The organism is Streptomyces capitiformicae (assembly GCF_002214185.1).
GTDB lineage: Bacteria > Actinomycetota > Actinomycetes > Streptomycetales > Streptomycetaceae > Streptomyces > Streptomyces capitiformicae.
Window position 1 is genome coordinate 3,970,721 of sequence record NZ_CP022161.1, and the last position, 20,344, is coordinate 3,991,064.

Annotated in this window: 15 protein-coding genes and 1 pseudogene; 10 read left to right on the forward strand and 6 right to left on the reverse strand. The window is 67.9% G+C overall.

From position 1 onward, the window contains the following. Positions 1 to 4: 4 nt before the first annotated feature. The 5 genes from yjfF to CES90_RS17715 all read right to left on the reverse strand — a co-directional run bounded on the left by yjfF (position 5) and on the right by CES90_RS17715 (position 5,977). Positions 5 to 1,045, reverse strand: a complete 1,041-nt coding sequence (yjfF, locus tag CES90_RS17695) for a galactofuranose ABC transporter, permease protein YjfF (RefSeq protein WP_189781169.1) — start codon at positions 1,043 to 1,045, stop codon at positions 5 to 7. Continuing rightward, on the reverse strand, positions 1,042 to 2,139 hold the full coding sequence (locus CES90_RS17700) for an ABC transporter permease (protein WP_229913616.1): 1,098 nt from the start codon (positions 2,137 to 2,139) through the stop codon (positions 1,042 to 1,044). Before CES90_RS17700 ends, yjfF begins: the two co-directional genes overlap by 4 nt. Next, positions 2,136 to 3,674, reverse strand: coding sequence for a sugar ABC transporter ATP-binding protein (locus CES90_RS17705; RefSeq protein ID WP_189781170.1), 1,539 nt, complete (start codon positions 3,672 to 3,674; stop codon positions 2,136 to 2,138). The genes CES90_RS17700 and CES90_RS17705 overlap by 4 nt, the downstream gene beginning before the upstream one ends. 100 nt (positions 3,675 to 3,774) lie before the next feature. Next, positions 3,775 to 4,776 (reverse strand): ABC transporter substrate-binding protein, encoded by a 1,002-nt coding sequence (locus CES90_RS17710; RefSeq protein WP_189781171.1) that lies wholly within the window; start codon positions 4,774 to 4,776, stop codon positions 3,775 to 3,777. A gap of 154 nt (positions 4,777 to 4,930) precedes the next feature. Next, a complete protein-coding gene (locus CES90_RS17715) occupies positions 4,931 to 5,977 on the reverse strand; it encodes a LacI family DNA-binding transcriptional regulator (RefSeq protein WP_189781172.1) in 1,047 nt (348 codons plus the stop codon). Between the two features lie 563 nt (positions 5,978 to 6,540). Between CES90_RS17715 and CES90_RS17720 the strand changes: the two genes are divergently transcribed. The 8 genes and pseudogenes from CES90_RS17720 to CES90_RS17755 all read left to right on the forward strand — a co-directional run bounded on the left by CES90_RS17720 (position 6,541) and on the right by CES90_RS17755 (position 16,803). Beyond that, on the forward strand, positions 6,541 to 7,704 hold the full coding sequence (locus CES90_RS17720; protein ID WP_189781173.1) for a mandelate racemase/muconate lactonizing enzyme family protein: 1,164 nt from the start codon (positions 6,541 to 6,543) through the stop codon (positions 7,702 to 7,704). Between the two features lie 34 nt (positions 7,705 to 7,738). Next, complete coding sequence (locus tag CES90_RS17725) at positions 7,739 to 8,743, forward strand: zinc-dependent alcohol dehydrogenase (RefSeq protein ID WP_189781174.1); 1,005 nt, start codon at positions 7,739 to 7,741, stop codon at positions 8,741 to 8,743. A 121-nt stretch (positions 8,744 to 8,864) separates the two neighbouring features. Then, entirely contained in the window at positions 8,865 to 9,830 is a 966-nt protein-coding gene (locus CES90_RS17730) for a glycosyltransferase family protein (RefSeq protein WP_189781175.1), read from the forward strand. 141 nt (positions 9,831 to 9,971) lie between these two features. Beyond that, positions 9,972 to 11,084, forward strand: coding sequence for a multiple monosaccharide ABC transporter substrate-binding protein (chvE, locus tag CES90_RS17735; RefSeq protein ID WP_189781176.1), 1,113 nt, complete (start codon positions 9,972 to 9,974; stop codon positions 11,082 to 11,084). A gap of 41 nt (positions 11,085 to 11,125) precedes the next feature. Then, on the forward strand, positions 11,126 to 12,676 hold the full coding sequence (gene mmsA / locus CES90_RS17740) for a multiple monosaccharide ABC transporter ATP-binding protein (RefSeq protein WP_189781177.1): 1,551 nt from the start codon (positions 11,126 to 11,128) through the stop codon (positions 12,674 to 12,676). Beyond that, a complete protein-coding gene (mmsB, locus tag CES90_RS17745) occupies positions 12,673 to 13,917 on the forward strand; it encodes a multiple monosaccharide ABC transporter permease (protein ID WP_189781178.1) in 1,245 nt (414 codons plus the stop codon). Before mmsA ends, mmsB begins: the two co-directional genes overlap by 4 nt. A gap of 55 nt (positions 13,918 to 13,972) precedes the next feature. Beyond that, positions 13,973 to 15,025 (forward strand): annotated as a pseudogene (locus CES90_RS17750) (aldose epimerase family protein); the annotation flags it as partial. A gap of 170 nt (positions 15,026 to 15,195) precedes the next feature. Next, on the forward strand, positions 15,196 to 16,803 hold the full coding sequence (locus CES90_RS17755) for a pyridoxal phosphate-dependent aminotransferase (protein WP_189781180.1): 1,608 nt from the start codon (positions 15,196 to 15,198) through the stop codon (positions 16,801 to 16,803). A 90-nt stretch (positions 16,804 to 16,893) separates the two neighbouring features. Here the strand turns inward: CES90_RS17755 and CES90_RS17760 are convergent, their stop codons facing one another. Continuing rightward, positions 16,894 to 17,766 (reverse strand): calcium-binding protein, encoded by an 873-nt coding sequence (locus tag CES90_RS17760; RefSeq protein WP_189781181.1) that lies wholly within the window; start codon positions 17,764 to 17,766, stop codon positions 16,894 to 16,896. A 472-nt stretch (positions 17,767 to 18,238) separates the two neighbouring features. Between CES90_RS17760 and CES90_RS17765 the strand changes: the two genes are divergently transcribed. Together CES90_RS17765 and CES90_RS17770 are read left to right on the forward strand one after the other, a co-directional pair. Then, positions 18,239 to 19,510: an ABC transporter substrate-binding protein gene (locus CES90_RS17765; protein WP_229913617.1), complete on the forward strand. Its 1,272-nt coding sequence runs from the start codon at positions 18,239 to 18,241 to the stop codon at positions 19,508 to 19,510. Between the two features lie 346 nt (positions 19,511 to 19,856). Further along, complete coding sequence (locus CES90_RS17770) at positions 19,857 to 20,327, forward strand: ATP-binding protein (protein WP_189781182.1); 471 nt, start codon at positions 19,857 to 19,859, stop codon at positions 20,325 to 20,327. Positions 20,328 to 20,344: the final 17 nt, after the last annotated feature.

The window sequence follows — 20,344 nt, forward strand, 5'->3', positions numbered from 1 at the left end:
CGGCTTATGTCTGCTTACGCGCCGTCATCGCCCGCTGGATCAGGATGAACGCGCACAGCAACACACCCGTGGCGATCTTCGTCCACCAGGAGCTGAGCGTGCCCTCGAACTGGATGATGCTCTTGATCAGGCCCAGCACGAGGACGCCGAACAGGGTGCCCAGGACGTAACCGGAGCCGCCCGTCAGCAGCGTGCCGCCGATGACGACCGCGGCGATCGCGTCGAGCTCCATGCCGACGGCGTGCAGCGGGTCACCGGACTGGATGTACAGCATGAACAGCAGGCCGGCCAGCGCCGAGCAGAAGCCGCTCACCGTGTACACGGCGATCTTCGTGCCGCCCAGCGGAAGCCCCATCAGCAGCGCCGACTGCTCGTTGCCGCCGATCGCGTACACCCGGCGGCCGAAGCGCGTGTAGTGGAGTATGTAGAAGGCGGCGGCGAGGACGACCAGGGCGACGATGGCGCCGATCGACAACTCCCCCAGTCCGAGCGACACCCGGGTCTGGGCCATGCTGCTCACCGTGGAGTCGCTGATGGAGATGGACTCCTTGCTGATGACCAGGCACAGGCCCCGGAAGAGGAAGAGGCCGGCGAGGGTCACGATGAACGGCTGGATCTCGAAGTTGTGGATCACATAGCCCATGAGGAAGCCGCCGAACGCGCCCACGCCCAGGGCGAGCGGGATGACCAGCATCAGCGGCAGGCCCTGACGCTCCACCAGCCACGCCGTGAACATGGTGGTGAAGCCGATCAGCGAGCCGACGGACAGGTCGATGCCGCCGGACATGATGACGAAGGTGGCGCCGACGGCGGCGACCAGCAGATAGCTGTTGTCGATGAACAGGTTGAGGAAGACCTGCGGTTCGCCGAAACCGTAGTTCTGGTAGCGGCTGAGACCGCCGATGTACATCGCGAGGAACAGGCCGGCCGTGACCAGGACGGGCAGCCGCCGGTCGCCGAGCAGACGCGCGGCCGCGGACGCCTGGGCCGGCTTGGACGCCGTACGGCCTTCCGCCGCCGTACGGGTCTTGGTGGTCGCGCTCATCGCGACACCTCCATCTTCGGGGCGGCGTCGGCCGGGGTGGCGGGCTCCGCCGGGGCGGTGGTCCGGGCGCCCTTGGCGCCGAAGACCTTGGCCCGGAACTTCGGGGACTGCAGCAGGCAGACGACGATGACGACGGCGGCCTTGAAGACCAGGTTGGTCTGGGTGGGCACGCCGATGGTGTAGATCGTGGTGGTCAGGGTCTGGATGACGAGGGCGCCGATCACGGTGCCGCCGATGGAGAACCGGCCGCCGAGCAGCGAGGTGCCGCCGATGACGACCGCGAGGATCGCGTCCAGCTCGATCCACAGGCCGGCGTTGTTGCCGTCCGCGGCCGAGGTGTTGGAGCTGATCATCAGGCCGGCGATGCCCGCGCACAGGGCACAGAACATGTACACCATGATCTTGATGCGCCGGGAGCGGATGCCGACCAGGCGGCTGGCCTCGGCGTTGCCGCCGACCGACTCGACGAGCAGGCCGAGCGCCGTACGGCGGGTCAGGGCCACGGTGACGGCCACGACGGCGGCGACGACGAAGATGGAGAAGGGCAGGGTCAGCCAGTAGCCGCCACCGATCAGCTTGTACGGCTCGCTGTTGATGGTGATGATCTGGCCGTCGGTGATCAGCTGGGCGACACCGCGTCCGGCGACCATGATGATGAGGGTCGCGATGATGGGCTGGATGCCCATCCGGGCGACCAGGAAGCCGTTCCACAGGCCGCAGACGACGGCGGCGACCAGTCCGATGCCCATGGCGAGGAACACCGCGGACAGTGCGTTCTGGTCGGCCTGGTCGCTGATGTACGAACACGTCAGGGCGCCGGTGATGGCGACCACGGCGCCGACGGAGAGGTCGATGCCGCCGGTGGCGATGACCAGGGTCATGCCGACCGCCACCAGGATCAGCGGCGAGCCGAACAGCACGATCGAGACAAGACTGCCGTAGAGGTGGCCGTCGGTCATCCTGATCGCGAAGAAGTCGGGTGTGAAGGGGACGTTGACGAGCAGCAGGGCGATCAGGACCGCGACCGGCCAGAACAGGTGGTGGTGCGTCAGTGCTCGCCAGCGGGAGGGGGTGGTCACTGCCGGGGTACTCACTGGTGCTCTCCGCTCGCGATGGTCTCCAGGATCTTGCTGGTGGTGATCTCCGGCCCGTTGGTCAGCTGCGCCACGAGCTTGCGGTCGCGCAGCACTCCGATGGTGTGGCTGAGCCGGAGCACCTCCTCCAGTTCGGCCGCGATGTACAGCACGGACATGCCGTCCTCGGAGAGGGAGACCACGAGCTTCTGGATCTCGGCCTTGGCGCCGATGTCGATGCCGCGGGTCGGCTCGTCGAGGATCAGCAGCTTCGGCTGGGTGATCAGCCAGCGGGCGAGCAGCACCTTCTGCTGGTTGCCGCCGCTCAACTGGCCGACGCGGGCCTCGGGGTTGGCGGGGCGGATGTCGAGGGCCTTGATGTACTTGGCGACGAGTTCGTCGCGCTGGGAGGCCGGGATGGGCCGGGTCCAGCCGCGGGACGCCTGGAGGGCGAGGATGATGTTCTCGCGGACCGTGAGGTCGGGGACGAGGCCCTCGGTCTTGCGGTTCTCCGAGCAGAACGCGACACCGGCGCCGATGGCGTCGTTGGGTGCGCTCATCGAGACCTGCTTGCCGGCGACGGTCACCTTGCCGCTGTCGGGCTGGTCGGCGCCGAACAGCAGCCGGGCCAGTTCGGTGCGGCCGGAGCCGAGCAGTCCGGCGAGGCCGAGCACCTCGCCCTTCTTGATCTCCAGGTCGAAGGGGGCGATACCGCCGGTGCGGCCGAGGCCCTCGGCCTTGACGAGGGTCTCGCCGACGTCGGAGCGCAGCTGGTGCTCGTGGAGCTCCTCCAGCTGGTCCAGGGCCTTGCCGATCATCAGCTCGATCAGTCCGACCTGGTCGAGGTCGGCCACCATGTGCTCGCCGACCAGGGTGCCGTTGCGCAGCACGGTCATGCGGTCGCAGATCTCGTAGATCTGGTCGAGGAAGTGCGACACGAAGAGGATCGCGACGCCCTCGTCCCGCAGGCGCCGCATCAGGCGGAACAGTTCGAGGACCTCGTCGCGGTCGAGGCTGGAGGTGGGCTCGTCCAGGACGAGCACCTTGGTGCCGGAGCCCTGGCCGTCGCTGTCGCCGTGGCCCACCGACCGTACGATCGCGACCAGTTGCTGCACGGCCAGGGGGTACGAGGACAGCGGCGCCGTCACGTCGATGTCGAGGCCGAGGCGGTCGACCATCTCCGCGGCCTGCTTGCGCATCTGCTTCCACTGGATGCGGCCCGCGCGGGTGGGTTCACGGCCGATGAAGATGTTCTCCGCCACCGAGAGGTTGGGGCAGAGGTTGACCTCCTGGTAGACCGTGCTGATGCCGGCGTGCTGTGCCTCCAGCGGGCTGCCGATCCGCACGGCCTTGCCGTCGAGGGTGATGGTGCCGCCGTCCAGGGAGTAGACCCCGGTCAGCACCTTGATGAGGGTGGACTTCCCGGCTCCGTTCTCGCCCATGAGGGCGTGTATCTCGCCGGGGAAGAGCCGGAAGTCGACGCCCGACAGAGCCCGTACCCCCGGAAACTCTTTGACTATGCCCGTCATCTCCAGGACGGGCCGCGGCTCTGCCATGGCAGCGCTCCTCTTGAAATGGGTTCAGGCCCGCAGGGAGCCTCCCCGGACCGGATGGTCGCCGGTCGGCCGGAGGCTCCCTGCCGGTGGGTGCGGTCGGTCAGTACTTACGGGTGGGGAGCGCGTCCTTGGCCTGGTCCTGCATGAAGTCGCTCTCCTCGGTCTTGATCCAGCGCTCGACCTTCTCGCCGGCTTGGACCTTCTTCACGACGTCCATCAGCTGGGGGCCGAGCAGCGGGTTGCACTCGACGATCGCGTTGATCTTGCCTTCGGACATGGCGATGAAGCCGTCCTTCACGCCGTCGACCGTGACGATGAGGATGTCCTTGCCGGGCTTCTTGCCGGCCGCCTCGATGGCCTGGATGGCGCCGAGGCCCATGTCGTCGTTGTGCGCGTAGAGGACGTTGATGTCCGGGTTGGACTGCAGGAAGGCCGCCATGACCTGCTTGCCGCCGGCACGGGTGAAGTCACCGGTCTGGCTGACGACGATCTCCCAGTCGTCCTTGTGCTCCGCGTCCATGACCTCCTTGAAGCCCTTGGCGCGCTCGATCGCGGGGGCGGCACCGGTGGTGCCCTCCAGCTGGGCGATCTTCACCTTGCCCTTGTGGCCGGCCTTCTCCAGGACCTTCTCCAGGATCTTGGCGGCGCGGCGGCCCTCGTCGGTGAAGTCGGAGCCGACGAGGGTGACGAACAGGGACTCGTCGCTCTCGACGGACCGGTCGGTCAGGACGACCGGGATCTTCGCCGCCTGGGCCTCCTTGAGCACGGCGTCCCAGCCGGTGACGACCACCGGCGAGAAGGCGATGACGTCCACCTTCTGCGCGATGAAGCTGCGGATCGCGGAGATCTGGTTCTCCTGCTTCTGCTGCGCGTCGGAGAACTGCAGCTTGAAGCCCGCCTCCTTGGCGGCCGACTTCACCGAGTCGGTGTTGGCGCTGCGCCAGCCGCTCTCGGAACCGACCTGGGAGAAGCCGAGGGTGATCTTCTTGTCGCCACCGGAGGAGGACCCGCCGGAGTTGCCGTCCTCCTTGGCGCAGGCCGCCAGACCGGCCGTGGCCGCCACACCGACCGCCGCAGTGAGGAAGTTCCGTCTGTTGAGCATGTTCTTCTCCTTTGAAGAGCCGGCCCGGGGTGGACCGCTGGTACTCGTTTGGTACTCATAGGGACCGGCTGCACTGCGTCCAGCCTGTCGATCATTGTTCGAAATAACGATCACGTTCGGCCCGAAGAACGAACGGCGACCGGGTGGTGCGTCGTCAGCCGGGAGCGGCTCCCGATTGAGGCAGGTACGGGAACGTGCTTGCGCGGACGACAAGTTGGGGTTCGATCGAGACCTGGGACGTACCGGAGGGGGTACGGCCCTCGATCAGGTCCAGCAGCAGAGCGATGCTCCGCTTGCCCACCGTCGCGAAGTCCTGCCGGACGGTGGTGAGCGGCGGGGCGAAGAACTCCGACTCCGGGATGTCGTCGAAGCCGGCCACCGCCACGTCCTGGGGAGTACGCACGCCCGCCTCACGCAGCGCCCGCAACACCCCCAGTGCCATCTGGTCGTTGGCCACGAAGACCGCGGTCAGGCCGCGTCCCACCCAGCCCGCCAGTTCCTGGCCGGCCCGGTAGCCCGACAGCGGGCTCCAGTCCCCTCGCAGGAGCATAGGTGGTTCCACGTCCGCCTCTTCGAGGGTCGCCCGCCAGCCGTCGGCCCGGTCCGCCGCCTCCTGCCAGTCCTCGGGTCCGGCGAGATGCCAGACCCTGCGGTGGCCTGCGGCGAGCAGATGGCCGGTGGCCAGCCGTGCTCCCAGATTCTGATCCACGTTGACGCTGGGAACCTCGGCGCCCGAGCCGGTGCCCACAGCCACCACCGGGAACGGGTGGCGGAGTTCGGCGAGGGCCTCGACCGCCGACCGCTGCGGGGCGATGGCGATGACCCCCTCCACTCCGCCCTCGCTGAGGCGGTCCAGGGCCTCGGACAGCGTCTCCACCGTCAGCCTGCGCAGACTGACCGTCGAGACCAGATAGCCCTCGGCACGTGCCGCCTCCTCCAGCGCGAACAACGTACTGGCTGGACCATAGAGCGTGGTGTTCGAGGCAACCACACCCAGGGTCCGGGTACGCCGGGTCGCCAGGGCCCGTGCGGAGAAGTTACGGCGGTAGCCCATCTCCTCGATCGCCCGCAGCACCTTGGCCCGTGTCTCGTCCCGCACGTTGGGGTGGTCCCCCAGCACGCGGGACACGGTCTGGTGGGACACGCCGGCCTGGCGTGCCACGTCGGCCATGGTGGGCGGCCGAAGCTGCGAGTGAGTCACAGCCGCACCTCCTTGGCCGTCGTCCGCTGATAAGACCTGTGCCGGGGGCCGATGGTTCGGCGCCGGCGGCGTCATGTCGAAGCTCCGGAATGAGCCGCCGGAGTTCCGGAAGGACCAACGGCACTGGGCTGGAAGGCGAGTTGGAGCACTGCTGACACGACGCTCATACCTCCTTGGATGCCGTCGGGGCCGACTCGTGGCCGACTGGTGAATGCGGACGTCATTGTGAGCGCTAACAATTCATGCCGGTCAAGGGGGGTGCGCCAGAGAAGTCGTCACGGTTGAATAACGCGACGAGCGGCGAGGGTTGTGGGGTCGCTGGTGTTTTGCCTGGTCAAGAGCGCTCCGAGGGCCACCACGAGAGGCATGTGCACACCTTCGAAGAGCCCGGCGACCCTCGTGGCGCACCCCGTCGCATCCGCCTCGCCGGTCGTCTCCGGTGTCGCGTCGAAACCGTTGTTTGTAGACCCATTGACACTCGCACCGGGTCGTCCCTACTGTCGCGACCAGCATTTCGAACGAGTGCCGATATTTCGAACAGACCGAAGAGGACAGGGAGTACCGTGCGCATCACGGGAATCAGCACACACGTAGTCGGAACGCCGTGGCGGAACCTGACCTACGTCCAGGTGCACACCGACGAGGGACTCACCGGCGTCGGCGAGACCCGCATGCTGGGCCACACCGACGCGCTGCTCGGCTATCTGCACGAGGCGAAGACCAACCACATTCTCGGCTCCGACCCGTTCGCTGTCGAGGATCTCGTCAAGCGCATGAAGTACGGTGACTACGGCCGGGCCGGCGAGATCGTGATGTCCGGCATCGCCGTGATCGAGATGGCCTGCTGGGACATCAAGGGCAAGGCGCTCGGCGTGCCGGTCTGGCAGCTGCTCGGCGGCAAGGTCACCGACAAGGTCAAGGCGTACGCCAACGGCTGGTACACCACCGAGCGGACGCCCGAGGCGTACCACAAGGCGGCCCAGGGGGTCATGGAGCGCGGTTACCGGGCGCTCAAGATCGACCCGTTCGGGACCGGCCACTTCGAGCTGGACCACGAGCAGAGCCTCTACGCGGTCTCCCTGATCGAGGCCGTGCGCGACGCCATCGGCCCGGACGCCGAGCTGATGCTGGAGATGCACGGCCGGTTCTCCCCCGCCACGGCGGTCCGCCTGGCCAAGGAGCTGGCGCCCTTCAAGCCCGCGTGGCTGGAGGAGCCGGTGCCGCCGGAGAACCTGAAGGCGCTGGAGAAGGTCGCCGCCAAGGTCGACATGCCGGTCGCCACGGGTGAGCGCATTCACGATCGCATCGAGTTCCGTGAGCTCTTCGAGAGCCAGGCCGTGGACATCATCCAGCCGGACGTCGGCCACATCGGCGGTATTTGGGAGACCCGTAAGCTGGCCGCCACCGCCGAGACGCACTACATGCTGGTCGCGCCGCACAACGTGGGCGGGCCCGTGCTGACCGCCGCCTCCCTCCAGGTCGGCTTCACCGCCCCCAACTTCAAGATCCTTGAGCACTTCAACGACTTCGCTGACGCGGAGATCAAGAAGGTCATCAAGGGCGCCCCCCAGGTGAACCCCGAGGACGGCTGCTTCCACCTCTCCCACGAGCCCGGTCTCGGTGTGGAGCTGGACGTCGACGCCGCCGCGGAGTTCCCGCAGCAGCAGGCCCGGTTCGACCTGTGGGCCGATGGCTGGGAGCAGCGCAAGCCCAAGGGCACCGAGTGAGCACCCACACCCACCCCGGCATCGGGAGGACCCAGTGAGCACCGCCGTCGTGATCGAGGCTCCGGGCGAGCACCGGCTCGTCCCGCACGAGCCCCGGCAGCCGGAAGCGGGCGAGGCCCTGGTCCGGGTACACGCCTCGGGGATCTGCGGCAGCGACCGCGAGGTCTTCCAGGGCAACCGGCCGGAGGGGTACGTCCGCTATCCGCTCACGCCGGGCCACGAGTGGTCCGGGACGGTGGCGGCGGTCGGTGACGGCGTCCCCTCGAGTCTTGTGGGCCGCAAGGTCGTGGGCGAGGGCTTCCGGAACTGCCAGGTCTGCGACCGCTGCCACGCGGGCGAGACCACACTGTGCACGGCGGGCTACGAGGAGACCGGCTTCACCCAGCCGGGCGCCATGGCCACCACGCTCACGCTTCCCGCCCGCCTGCTGCACGTTCTTCCGGACGACGCGAATCTGACGGCTGCGGCGCTGCTGGAGCCGGCCGCGTGCATCGCGGCCGCCGCGCTCAAGGCGAACGCGGTGCCGGGCGAGCGGGTGGCCGTGGTGGGCACGGGCACGCTCGGGATGTTCGCCGTTCAGTTCCTGAAGGCGGGCTCGCCTGCCGAGCTGCTCGTCGTGGGGACGCGTCCGGACCGGGCCGAGCTGTCGAAGCGGTTCGGCGCCACGGACTTCCGCACCAAGGACGAGGAACTGCCTGACGACTTCGACGTCGTCATCGAGACCGCCGGGTCCGCGGACGCGGCGCGCACCGCCGCCGCCCTCCTGCGCCGCGGTGGACGGCTGATCCTGACGGGCATTCCGGCGCCGGGCGCGGACGGGCTCGACCCGACCGATCTCGTCGTACGGCAACTGGAGGTGCAGACCGTGTTCGGCGCGGCACCGGAGGCCTGGGCACACACCGTGCGGGTCTTCGGGGCGGGACTCCTCGACCCGCTGCCGCTGGTCACGCACGAGCTGCCGCTGGAGGAGTTCCCGCAGGCCATCGAGTTGGTGGGGTCCGGCGATCCGAAGGTCGGAAAGGTCCTGCTCCGGCCATGACCCACCCCTGAGCCGTACGCCGGTACGGGGTACCTGACGACTTCGTACCGGCGTACACCCAAAGCCCCGCACGACCAGAGCCGCGACCCTCGTCCGAAATATCGAACATGAAGGACAGCTTGTGACCGACACCACCGCTCCGACGCCGCGCCGACCCGGCGAGCAGGCGCTCGCCGCACTCGGCCTGGGGGCGCCCGCCCTCGACCCCTCCGACGCCTCTCCGCACACCTTCCCCGGCGGTGGCCGCTGGCGCACCGAGGTTCCCTCCGTGGAGGGCCCCGAGGCGCTCGCCGTGGTCCTCAAGGAGTCCTCGCGGCTCGATGTGCCGGTCCACCGGATCAGCCAGGGCAGCGGTATCTGGATGCTCACCGACGCCGAGATCACCGAGATGGTGGAGGCGACCGCCGAGCGCGACATCGAGCTCTGCCTGTTCACCGGCCCGCGCGGCACCTGGGACATCGGCGGCTCCACCCGTACCGACTCCAAGGGCGGCGGGCTGCGCGCCCGGGGCCACGACGCGGTCGCCGGGTGCGTCGAGGACGCCGTACGCGCCACCGAGCTGGGCGTGAAGTGCCTCCTCGTCGCCGACGAGGGTGTTCTGTGGACGCTGCACCGGGCGCGGGTCGCGGGGATCCTGCCGGCCGACACGACACTCAAGGTGTCGGCGCTGATCGGTCCGGTCAACCCGACGGCGTACGCCGTGTACGAGAACCTCGGCGGCGACTCGATCAACGTGCCCAGCGACCTGACGCTGGACCACCTCACCGAGATCCGCCGGGTCTCCGCCGCCCCCATGGACATGTACATCGAGGCCCCCGACGATCTGGGCGGTTACATCAGGATGTACGAGGTCGCCGAGCTGATCCGGCGCGGCGCCCCGCTGTACCTGAAGTTCGGCCTGTCGAAGTCGCCCGGGATCTACCCCTACGGCAACCACATGCGCGATCTGACCCTGTCCACCGCCAAGGAGCGGGTGCGGCGCGGCCGGCTCGCCCTGGACCTGCTCGCACGGCATGGAGCTGACGGGGACATGGCACCGCTCGGCTCACGTCTGCCGGGCGCGCTGAAGCGGTTCGAAACTCCCTGATAACGAACCGGACAACTGTCTTCACAGAAGACGACGCAGTCACACAGAATCCCCCGCATCTCCCTCTGGCGTCCTTCGGCTCATGAAGCGCCGTCCCCGCCAGACCGTTCCAGGTCTTCAAGACATCAAGGATGATGATCCATGCGTACTCGCCGAGCCGCCCTCGCCGCGATAGCCTCCGCCGCCTCCCTCGCCCTCACCCTGTCCGCCTGTGGCCAGAGCAGTGAGGGCGGCAGCGACGAGAAGGGTGGCAGCACCGAGGGTGCCACCATCGGCATCTCGATGCCGACCAAGTCCTCCGAGCGCTGGATCGCCGACGGCGACAACGTGGTCGCGGACCTCAAGTCCAAGGGCTACAAGACCCAGCTGGTCTTCGGCGAGGACGACCCCGCCAAGCAGGTCTCGCAGATCGAGAACATGATCACGCAGGGCGTGAAGGCGCTGATCGTCGCGGCGATCGACAACAAGTCGATGAACAACGTGCTCCAGCAGGCCAAGGACGCGAACATCCCGGTCATCTCCTACGACCGCCTGATCCTCGGCACCGAGAACGTCGACTACTACGCCTCCTTCGACAACGAGAAGGTCGGCGAGCTCCAGGGCAACTACATCGTCGAGAAGCTCGGCCTGAAGGACGGTTCCAAGAAGGGCCCGTTCAACATCGAGCTCTTCGCCGGCTCTAACGACGACAACAACACCCGCTACTTCTTCCAGGGCGCGATGAACGTGCTGCAGCCCTACATCGACAAGAAGCAGCTCGTCGTCAAGTCCGGCCAGACCGAGCTGACCAAGGTCACCACGCTCCGCTGGGACGGCGCCACCGCCCAGCGTCGCATGGACGACATCCTCACCAAGTCGTACAAGAGCGGCAAGGTCGACGCCGTGCTCTCGCCGTACGACGGCATCTCCATCGGCATCCTCTCCGCGCTGAAGTCCGACGGCTACGGCTCCAAGGACAAGCCGCTGCCGGTCGTCAGCGGCCAGGACGCCGAGGTCGCCTCGGTGAAGTCGATCATCGCGGACGAGCAGGCGATGACGGTCTACAAGGACACCCGCGAACTCGCCAAGGTGGCCTCGGGCATGGTCGACGCGCTGCTGAACGGCAAGAAGCCCGAGACCAACGACACCGAGACGTACGACAACGGGTCCAAGGTCGTCCCGGCGTACCTCCTTGAGCCGGTCGCCGTCGACAAGACCAACTACCAGAAGATCGTCGTCGACTCCGGCTACATCAAGGAAAGCGACCTGAAGTAATGACGGAATCCCCGAACCAACTCTGATTGGAAGGCACGACCATGGCGGGACCCGTCCTGGAAATGCGCTCGATCGTCAAGACCTTTCCCGGCGTCAAGGCACTGTCGGACGTCACACTGACCGTCCGCCAGGGCGAGGTCCATGCCATTTGCGGTGAGAACGGCGCCGGAAAGTCCACCTTGATGAAGGTGCTCTCCGGCGTCCATCCGCACGGCAGCTACGAAGGCGACATCCTCTTCGAGGGAGAGGAGTGCCACTTCAAGGACATCCGCGCGAGCGAGGAGCGCGGCATCGTCATCATCCACCAGGAACTGGCGCTGTCGCCGTACCTCTCCCTCGCGGAGAACATCTTCCTCGGCAACGAACACGCCAAGGGCGGGTTCATCGACTGGCGGGAGACCCTGCGGCACGCCACCGAGCTGCTGCGCCGGGTCGGTCTGGACGACCACCCGGAGACCCGCGTCACCGACATCGGCGTGGGCAAGCAGCAGCTCGTGGAGATCGCGAAGGCCCTCTCCAAGAAGGTGAAGCTGCTCATCCTGGATGAGCCGACCGCCGCCCTGAACGACGAGGACAGCGGCAAACTCCTCGATCTCATCCTGGAGTTGAAGAAGCAGGGCATCACCTCGATCATCATCTCCCACAAGCTCAACGAGATCCGCAAGGTCGCCGACTCGGTGACGATCATCCGCGACGGGAGGTCCATCGAGACCCTCGATGTGAAGGCCCCGGAGACCACCGAGGACCGGATCATCAGCGGCATGGTCGGCCGCGACCTCGACCACCGCTTCCCCGAGCGCACCCCGCACGACGCGGAGGTGGGCGCGGCACCGGCCCTGGAGATCCGGGACTGGACCGTGCTCCACCCGATCGACCAGCAGCGCAAGGTCGTCGACAATGTGTCGATCCACGCACGGCGCGGGGAGATCGTCGGGATCGCGGGCCTCATGGGCGCCGGCCGCACCGAGCTCGCGATGAGCGTCTTCGGCCGGTCCTACGGCCGCTACGCGGGCGGCACGGTCCTCAAGGACGGCACCGAGATCCGTACGAAGTCGGTGGCCGAGGCGGTCCGCCACGGCATCGCGTACGTCACCGAGGACCGCAAGCACTACGGCCTCAACCTCATCGACACCATCAACCGGAACATCTCGCTGACCGCCCTGCGCAAGGTCGCGAAGCGGGGCGTCGTCGACGAGCACGAGGAACGCCAGGTCGCCGAGCGCTACCGCAAGACCATGAACATCAAGGCCCCGACGGTGTTCGAGCCGGTGGGCAAGCTGTCCGGCGGCAACCAGCAGAAGGTCGTCCTCAGCAAGTGGATCTTCGCGGGTCCGGATGTGCTGATCCTGGACGAGCCGACGCGTGGCATCGACGTCGGCGCCAAGTACGAGATCTACACGGTCATCGACAAGTTGGCCGCTGAAGGCAAGGCGGTCGTCTTCATCTCCTCCGAGCTGCCGGAACTGCTCGGGATGTGCGACCGCATCTACACGATGGCCGCAGGGCGGTTGACGGGTGAGTTCCCGCGTGCCGAGGCCACGCAGGAATCGCTGATGCGTCAGATGACGAAGGACAAAGAGGTAACCCGATGAGCACGGATGTGACCGCCAAGAGCCCGGCCCCGGCGCCGCCGGGCGGGACCGGATCGGCCACGGGCGGCAATCTGCTGCAGCTGATGCTGGACGGACTGCGCCGCAACATGCGCCAGTACGGCATGCTGATCGCCCTCGGTCTGATCGTCGCCTTCTTCGCGATCCTGACCGACGGTGACCTGCTGCTGCCGCGCAACGTCTCCAACCTGGTGCTGCAGAACAGCTACATCCTGATCCTCGCGATCGGCATGATGCTGGTGATCGTCGCGGGTCACATCGACCTGTCGGTCGGTTCGCTCACGGCCTTCGTGGGCGCGTTCGCGGCCGTGCTGACAGTGCAGCACGATGTGTCGTGGCCGGTCGCCGTGGTGCTCTGTCTGCTGGCAGGTGGCGTGGCGGGCGCGGCCCAAGGGTTCTTCATCGCGTATCTCGGCATACCGTCGTTCATCGTCACCCTCGCGGGCATGCTGGTCTTCCGCGGAGTGACGGAGATCTTCCTGGAGGGCCAGACCCTCGGCCCGTTCCCCGACGGCCTGCAGAAGATGGGCAACGGCTTCCTGCCCGAGACCGGCCCGCAGACCAACTACCACAACATCACGCTGCTGCTGGGCTTCGCCATGATCGCCTTCGTGGTCATCCAGGAGATGCGTGACCGCAGGCGTCAGCAGGAGTTCGCCCTGGACGTGGTCCCGCGCAACATCTTCCTGCTCAAGCTGGTCGCCATCACGGCCGCGCTGCTCTCGGTCACCATGCTGCTCGCCAGCTACAAGGGCGCGCCGATCATCCTGCTGATCCTGGGCGCGCTGGTGGTCGGCTACGGCTACCTGATGCGCAACTCCGTCTTCGGCCGGCACATCTACGCGATCGGCGGCAACCTGCCGGCGGCGAAGCTGTCCGGTGTGAAGGACAAGAAGGTCACCTTCCTGGTCTTCGTGAACATGGGCGTGCTCGCGGCCCTTGCGGGTCTGGCGATCGCCGCCCGGCTGAACGCCGCCTCGCCGAAGGCCGGTCTGAGCTACGAACTGGAGGCGATCGCCTCCGCGTTCATCGGTGGCGCGTCCATGAGCGGCGGTGTCGGCACCGTGCTCGGCGCGATCATCGGCGGTGTCGTCCTCGGCGTGCTGAACAACGGTATGAACCTCCTCAGCGTCGGCACCGACTGGCAGCAGGTCATCAAGGGCCTGGCCCTGCTGGCCGCGGTCGGGTTCGATGTGTGGAACAAGCGCAAGGGCGGCAACTGACCGCACCTGAAAGGGGCCTCGCCGAGCGGCGGGGCCCCTTTTCATGTGAGAGGAGCAACCCGTGAAGGAACTCTTCGGCAAGCTCGCCGACGGTACCGAGATCCACCGCTGGTCACTGGAGAACGGCGGAACGCGGATCAAGGTCCTGTCGTACGGCGGGATCGTGCAGACCCTGGAGATCCCGGACGCGAAAGGCACGTACGCCAACGTCTCCCTGGGCTTCGACACCATCGAGGAGTACGTCGCCTCCAGCCCGTACTTCGGGGCGCTGATCGGCCGGTACGGGAACCGGCTCGGCGAGGGCCGCTTCGTACTGGACGGCGAGACATATCAGTTGTCCGTCAACGACGGCGACAACAGCCTGCACGGCGGTGCCGGGGGCTTCGACAAGGTCGTCTGGGAGGTCGAGCCGTTCGAGAAGGGCTCGGACGTCGGCCTGTGTCTGTCTTACACGAGCGTCGACGGCGAGATGGGCTACCCCGGCACGCTCGATGTGAAGGTGACGTACACCCTCACCGAGCGGGGCGAGTGGCGTATCGACTACGAGGCCACGACGGACAGGGCGACCGTCGTGAACCTCACCAGCCATGTCTACTGGAACCTCGCGGGCGAGGGCAGCGGGTCCGTCCACGACCACGAGCTGGAGATCGCCGCCGGCCGCTACACCCCCGTCGACTCCGGGCTCATCCCCACCGGGGAGCTGGCCGAGGTCGAGGGCACGCCCTTCGACTTCCGGCGGGCCAAGGCGATCGGGGCGGATGTCCGGGCGGCCGATGAGCAGTTGCTGCACGCCAAGGGGTTCGACCACAACTGGGTGCTGGACAAGGGCGGGACGACGGAGCCGGAGCCGGTTGCCACGCTGAGGGACCCCGCGTCGGGCCGTGCGCTGACCGTGGCGACGACCGAGCCGGGGATGCAGTTCTACTCCGGGAACTTCCTGGACGGCACACTCGTCGGGACGAGTGGCAGGGCCTACCGCCAGGGCGACGCGGTGTGCCTGGAGACGCAAGCCTTCCCGGACTCGCCGAACAAGCCGGCGTTTCCGTCGACGGTGCTCCGGCCGGGGCAGGTGTACCACTCGACGACGGTGCACTCCTTCGGCATGTGAAAAACCGGCCTTCTTCACAGGCTTCTCACAAGTTCCCACCAAATCCTCAGCCGTTGAACAGCGCCACTCAAGCCTCCGTATGTAAGGACGGCCCGTGCTCCCCCGCGCGGGCCACCCTTAGTCGTCGGACCCGGTCGTCCCCAGCGGGTCCGCCCCCTAGCGGAGGTTCCATGGCCGACAACGTCACCTCGTTGTTCCGCAGCACGGCGGCGCACAGCCCCTCGATGGCGGCGCTGGCGCGCGAGGGCGGCGACGGGGTCGGTCCGGTGGACTTCTGCATACCGTGCAATCCCTACTTCCCCACGCCCGCCATGTTCGACGACATGGCGAGCAAGCTGCGGGACATCATCACGTACTACCCCAGCAGCGCCGACACCATCACGGCCGAGCTGTGCAACCTGCTCCAACTGCCGCCGCAGTGCGTGGCGATGGGCAACGGATCCACCGAACTCATCACCTGGATCGACCACTTGCTGGTCCGGGAGTCCCTCGCCGTCCCCGTCCCCACCTTCGGCCGCTGGACCGACCAGCCGATGGAGACCGGCAAGCGGGTCGACATGTTCCCGCTCCAGGAGTCCAGCGGCTTCGCCCTGGACCTCGCCCAGTACGCCGAGTTCATCCGCGCCCGCGGCACCAGGGTCGCCGTCATCTGCAACCCGAACAACCCCGACGGCGGCTTCATCCACCGGCACGCCCTGGTGCAGTTCATGGACGCGATGGCCGACCTGGACCTGGTCGTCATCGACGAGTCGTTCCTGGAGTTCGCCGACGCCGAGCAGGAGCCGAGCACCGTCCAGGACGCGGTCATGCGCCCCAACGTCGTCGTGCTGCGCAGCCTCGGCAAGAACTTCGGTCTGCACGGCATCCGCTTCGGCTACATGGTCGCCAACCCGGCACTGGCCGGGAAGGTCCGTTCCATGCTGCCGAAGTGGAACCTCAACTCCTTCGCCGAGCACGTGGTGTTCATGCTGAAGAACCACGGCGCCGAGTACATGGAGAGCCTGCACCAGGTGCGCCGGGACCGCCTGGACATGTCCCGCCAGCTCTCCGCCCTCCCCGGTCTGACGGTGTACCCGTCGCAGGGGAACTTCCTCTTCGTGCGCCTTCCCGTCGGCGCCGAGGGCACCGTGGTCCGGGACCGGCTGCTCACCGAGCACCGGATCCTGGTCCGCGAGTGCGGCAACAAGGTCGGCTCGTCCAGTCGCTTCCTGCGGCTCGCGGTCCGGCCCCAGGTGGACGTGCGTCGCCTGGTGTCAGGCCTGGAGTCGGTTCTCTACGGGTCCAGGAGGGGAGCCGCCGTACCTGAGCTGGGCACCGGGACCAGCTACAGCTCGGGTACGGCGGCCGTGGACAGGCTGATGGGCGAGACCAACGGCGCCGGTATGGCGGGCCTCGCCGCCCAGTCGATGAACACGCCCACCCCGGTCCCCGCCGCGATGACCTTCGCGGCCCCGGCACCCACCCCCGCCCCGGCGCCGATGCAGATGCCGACACCGGCCCCCATGCCGACACCAACCCCGATGCCGACACCAACCCCGATGCCGACACCGGCCCCGATGCCGACGCCCGTGGCCGCGCCCGCCGCCGGCATGCCGGCCCCCGGCCTCCAGCCCGTCGCCCAGACCGGCATGCCCGGCCTCGCTGCCGCGGGCCGCCGCGCCACGGGTGCCGCCCAGGGCCTCACGGCGGCGCAGGTGCGCGGCCGTACGGAGCCGGAGCCGGTCCCTGAGCCGCAGGGGTGGCCGTCGGCGGGGGCGATGTACAACCAGGTGGGCTGAGCCCCATGGGGTGAGGTCCGAGACAGACGGCCGGCGTACGTCCGGGGATGGCCCCATCGGACGTACGCCTTCTGTCGTTCCTGCCGTCGGTTACTGGTGGACCTTGTTCTTCCCCGGCCCCCCGTAGAGCTTGTCCTTACCCTTCCCCCCGTACAGCGTGTCGTTGCCGCTGTTGCCGTAGATCGTGTCGTTACCGTCCTCGCCGTACAGCCGGTCGTCGCCCTGGTCGCCGTAGATGCGGTCGTTGCCCGTGCCGCCGCGGATGAGGTCGGCGCCGGCCTTGCCGCGCAGGATGTCGTTGCCGGAGTCGCCGAAGAGCGCGTTGGCGTCGAAGTCCTCCGGGCTGGGGCCGCCGGTGAGGCTGTCGTTGCCGGCGCCGCCGCGGCACGTGGAGACACAGTTGGTCATGGTGTCGTTGCCCCGGCCGCCGAAGGAACCGACCCACCAGACACCGCCACCGCCGTCGGTGCGGTCGTTGCCGTCCTCGCCGTACAGCACGACGGAGTTGTTGCCGAGCAGGACGTCGTCGCCGGCGCCGCCGTAGATCGAGGCGTACGCGCCGAGGGAGTTGGCGATCGTCACGGTGTCGTTGCCGTCGCCGACGTTGACGTCGTAGATGTCGGAGTCGTCTGAGCCCACCGGGATGGGGACCTTGCACTCGGCGGTGGTGTGGTCGTAGTCCTTGGGGTACGAACACGCGCCCGCGGCAAGGGTGATGTCGTACCGGTCGTCGAACGTGAGGACGTAGAAGGCCTCCCAGTCCTGCTCCCCCGGCACGATCTTCCCGGTGACCGTCAGCCGATTCGCCTGCCCCGGCGCGGCCTTGAACCACAGCTCGCCCTTCTCGTACACGAGCGAGGCCTTGCTCGCCGGCGCGGCCTGCACGGTGGGCGCGGCCAGCAGGGCACCGCCGAGCGCGACGGTGAGGGCGACGGCGGTGGTGAACGTTCTGCGTGTAGCCATGGTGAAGCGACCCTTCGCGAGGCGGTTCGAGTTGGAGGTCTGTGTGGGTTACGACACGAGGGCACGGGCGGAAGTTGTACGAAACGCGCAACGGACTCGCGCCTCGTGAGGCCTTCACCTCGCAGCCCTCGCCTGAAGTACCGGGAGTTCACCTCGGGTTCACCGGGCGTCACCGATGCCGAGGCGCGGCCGGTGGCCGCAGCTGGGCCGTGTCATGTCGTGTCGTGCCACGACCTGAACGACGCAGGCGTCGAATCCGTACTTCCTGTTGTCCACAGGCCGCCTCGGGTCACCCCCGTCACAGCCTCGGACACAGCCTTGGAATCAGAACGCAACGCCACGGCCCCGTACCGCGCGAGCACGCACCATACGATCAAGCCCTTCGCATACGCGTGCGTGCGAGGTCAGTGCCCGTATGCCCATGTGTCCCTGTACTCACGTGTGTCCCAGGTTCGGCTGGAAGTGGTGAACGGTGCGTCAGAACGCCCGGATGGTGGTGGCGGCCACGGCCGCGCTGGCACTCGCGGCCGGAGTGTCAGGCTGCGGTGGGGACACGGACGCGGAGGCGGGCTCCGTCTCCCTGACCGTCGTCGCGACCAACTACGGCGACAACGTCCACAAGAACTCCGAGGGCTACTGGGGCCGCCTCACCCTGGCCTTCACCGCCGAGCACCCTGACATCGACGTGGACGTCCAGGTCTACGACCCCGGCGAGATCGACGAGAAGGTCGCCGAGCTGGTCGAACAGGGCAGGGCGCCCGACATCGTGCAGACGGACGGCTACTCGGAGTACGCCGCCGAGGGCCTCCTCTACAGCGCGGACGAACTGCTGTCGGTCCCGGTCCAGGCCTCCTTCGTACCGAGCCTCGTGAACGCCGGCGAGATGGACCGGAAGCAGTACGGGCTGCCGTTCACCGCGAGCACCCGGCTGATGTACTACAACCGGGACCTTTTCAACCGGGCAGGGCTGGAGCCCCCGAAGACCTGGGACGAACTCCTGGCCGCCGCACGGCAGTTGAAGGAGCGGGGCGTGACATACCCGATCGCCGTGCCGCTCGGCCCGGAGGAGGCCGAGGCCGAGACCCTGATGTGGCTGCTGTCCGGCGACGGCGGCTACACCGACAGCACCAACAACTACGACATCGCCTCCGCCGCCAATGTGGAGACGTTGACCTGGCTGAAGGAGAACCTGGTCGACGAGGGCCTCACCGGCCCGGTCGCACCCGGCGAGCTGAACCGCGATGCCGCCGTCCAGGCCTTTCTCACCGGCGACGCGGCCATGGTCAACGGCCCGCTCTCCCTGATCCGCCAGATCGAGGACTCCTCCGACTCCGTCCCCTACGGCTCCGTCCCCCTGCCGAGCCGCGACGGCGAGACCACCCTCACCATGGGCACCGCCGACTGGGTCATCGCCTTCAAGAACGACGACCACCGCGCCGCGATGGGACAGTTCCTCGACTTCCTCTACAGCGACAAGTACGTCATCGAACAGGCCGCCCAGTACGAACTGCTCCCCGTCACCACCCCCGCCGCCGACGCGATGCGCGCCGACAAAGGCCACCAGCCCCTGTGGAACGGCCTCGACACCCTGCAGAACCTCCAGCTCTACCCGGTCGCCGAGACGAACTGGTCCCGGGTCGCCACCACGATCCGCCAACGGATCGGCGAAGCGATGACGCCGAACGGCAACCCCAGGGCGGTGCTGGAGTCGATAGCGGCGGTCACGAAGGACGGCACGAGCTGACGCACACCGATCAACCGAGCCCGGCCAGGAACAATCACGCCCCGATCGTTTTCATGCGATTACGGCCATACCTCATGCCCTCTCGATTCCCTGGGTACTCATCGGGCGAGCGCGGCTAGTACCCCGGCAGGCAACGTTTGCCCGTCAAGGAGCGGCGTCCGGTGCGTGCTCTCGGTGTGCCGGCCGGAAGTCCCCGTAGATGGACTGGATGTACTTGGGCTTTCGGCCGGTGCGGCGAGAGTGCGTGCCGGGCGTCGCGACGGGGCGAACGTTGCCTGTCGGGGCACTAGCGTGGGCAACGTGTTGCCAGTTCGCTTTTGACGCCCAGCGAGAGGAGGCGGCAGTGATGCCGCGCGGGGAAACAGACGGCGGAACCGAGGGCCCCTGTACCGAGGGCCCCTATGCCGAGGGCCCGGCCCTCGCCCCCGAAACACTCTTGCTGAAACGCCACTTCACCGCCGACAACCTCCCCCAGGTACGCGCCCAGGTCGAGGACACGGCAGCCGCGGCGGGCCTGACCGGCGTACGCCTCGGCGAGTTCACCCTCGCGGTGAGCGAGATCGCGACGAACGCGGTCGAACACGCCGGCGGCCAAGGCCACCTGGAACTCCGCCGCCTCCCCACCGAACTCGAATGCCGCATCACCGACCACGGCCCGGGCTTCACCCCCACTCTCCCCGACCTCCTCCCCGGCCTCACATCCAACTGCCCCGGCCGAGGCCTCTGGCTGGCCCACCTGGTCACAGACCGCCTGACGGTCACGACGGACGGGGCGGAGGCGGGTTCGACGGTGACTCTGGCGATGCGGCTGGGGTGAGGCGGGCCGGGAATCCC

What these genes read in the sequence shown, in the direction of transcription:
- CES90_RS17760 (WP_189781181.1), bottom strand. Translation starts at nt 17,766, where the DNA reads ATGGCTACACGCAGAACGTTCACCACCGCCGTCGCCCTCACCGTCGCG.
- mmsB (WP_189781178.1), top strand. Translation starts at nt 12,673, where the DNA reads ATGAGCACGGATGTGACCGCCAAGAGCCCGGCCCCGGCGCCGCCGGGC.
- CES90_RS17710 (WP_189781171.1), bottom strand. Translation starts at nt 4,776, where the DNA reads ATGCTCAACAGACGGAACTTCCTCACTGCGGCGGTCGGTGTGGCGGCC.
- mmsA (WP_189781177.1), top strand. Translation starts at nt 11,126, where the DNA reads ATGGCGGGACCCGTCCTGGAAATGCGCTCGATCGTCAAGACCTTTCCC.
- yjfF (WP_189781169.1), bottom strand. Translation starts at nt 1,045, where the DNA reads ATGAGCGCGACCACCAAGACCCGTACGGCGGCGGAAGGCCGTACGGCG.
- chvE (WP_189781176.1), top strand. Translation starts at nt 9,972, where the DNA reads ATGCGTACTCGCCGAGCCGCCCTCGCCGCGATAGCCTCCGCCGCCTCC.
- CES90_RS17755 (WP_189781180.1), top strand. Translation starts at nt 15,196, where the DNA reads ATGGCCGACAACGTCACCTCGTTGTTCCGCAGCACGGCGGCGCACAGC.
- CES90_RS17770 (WP_189781182.1), top strand. Translation starts at nt 19,857, where the DNA reads ATGCCGCGCGGGGAAACAGACGGCGGAACCGAGGGCCCCTGTACCGAG.
- CES90_RS17705 (WP_189781170.1), bottom strand. Translation starts at nt 3,674, where the DNA reads ATGGCAGAGCCGCGGCCCGTCCTGGAGATGACGGGCATAGTCAAAGAG.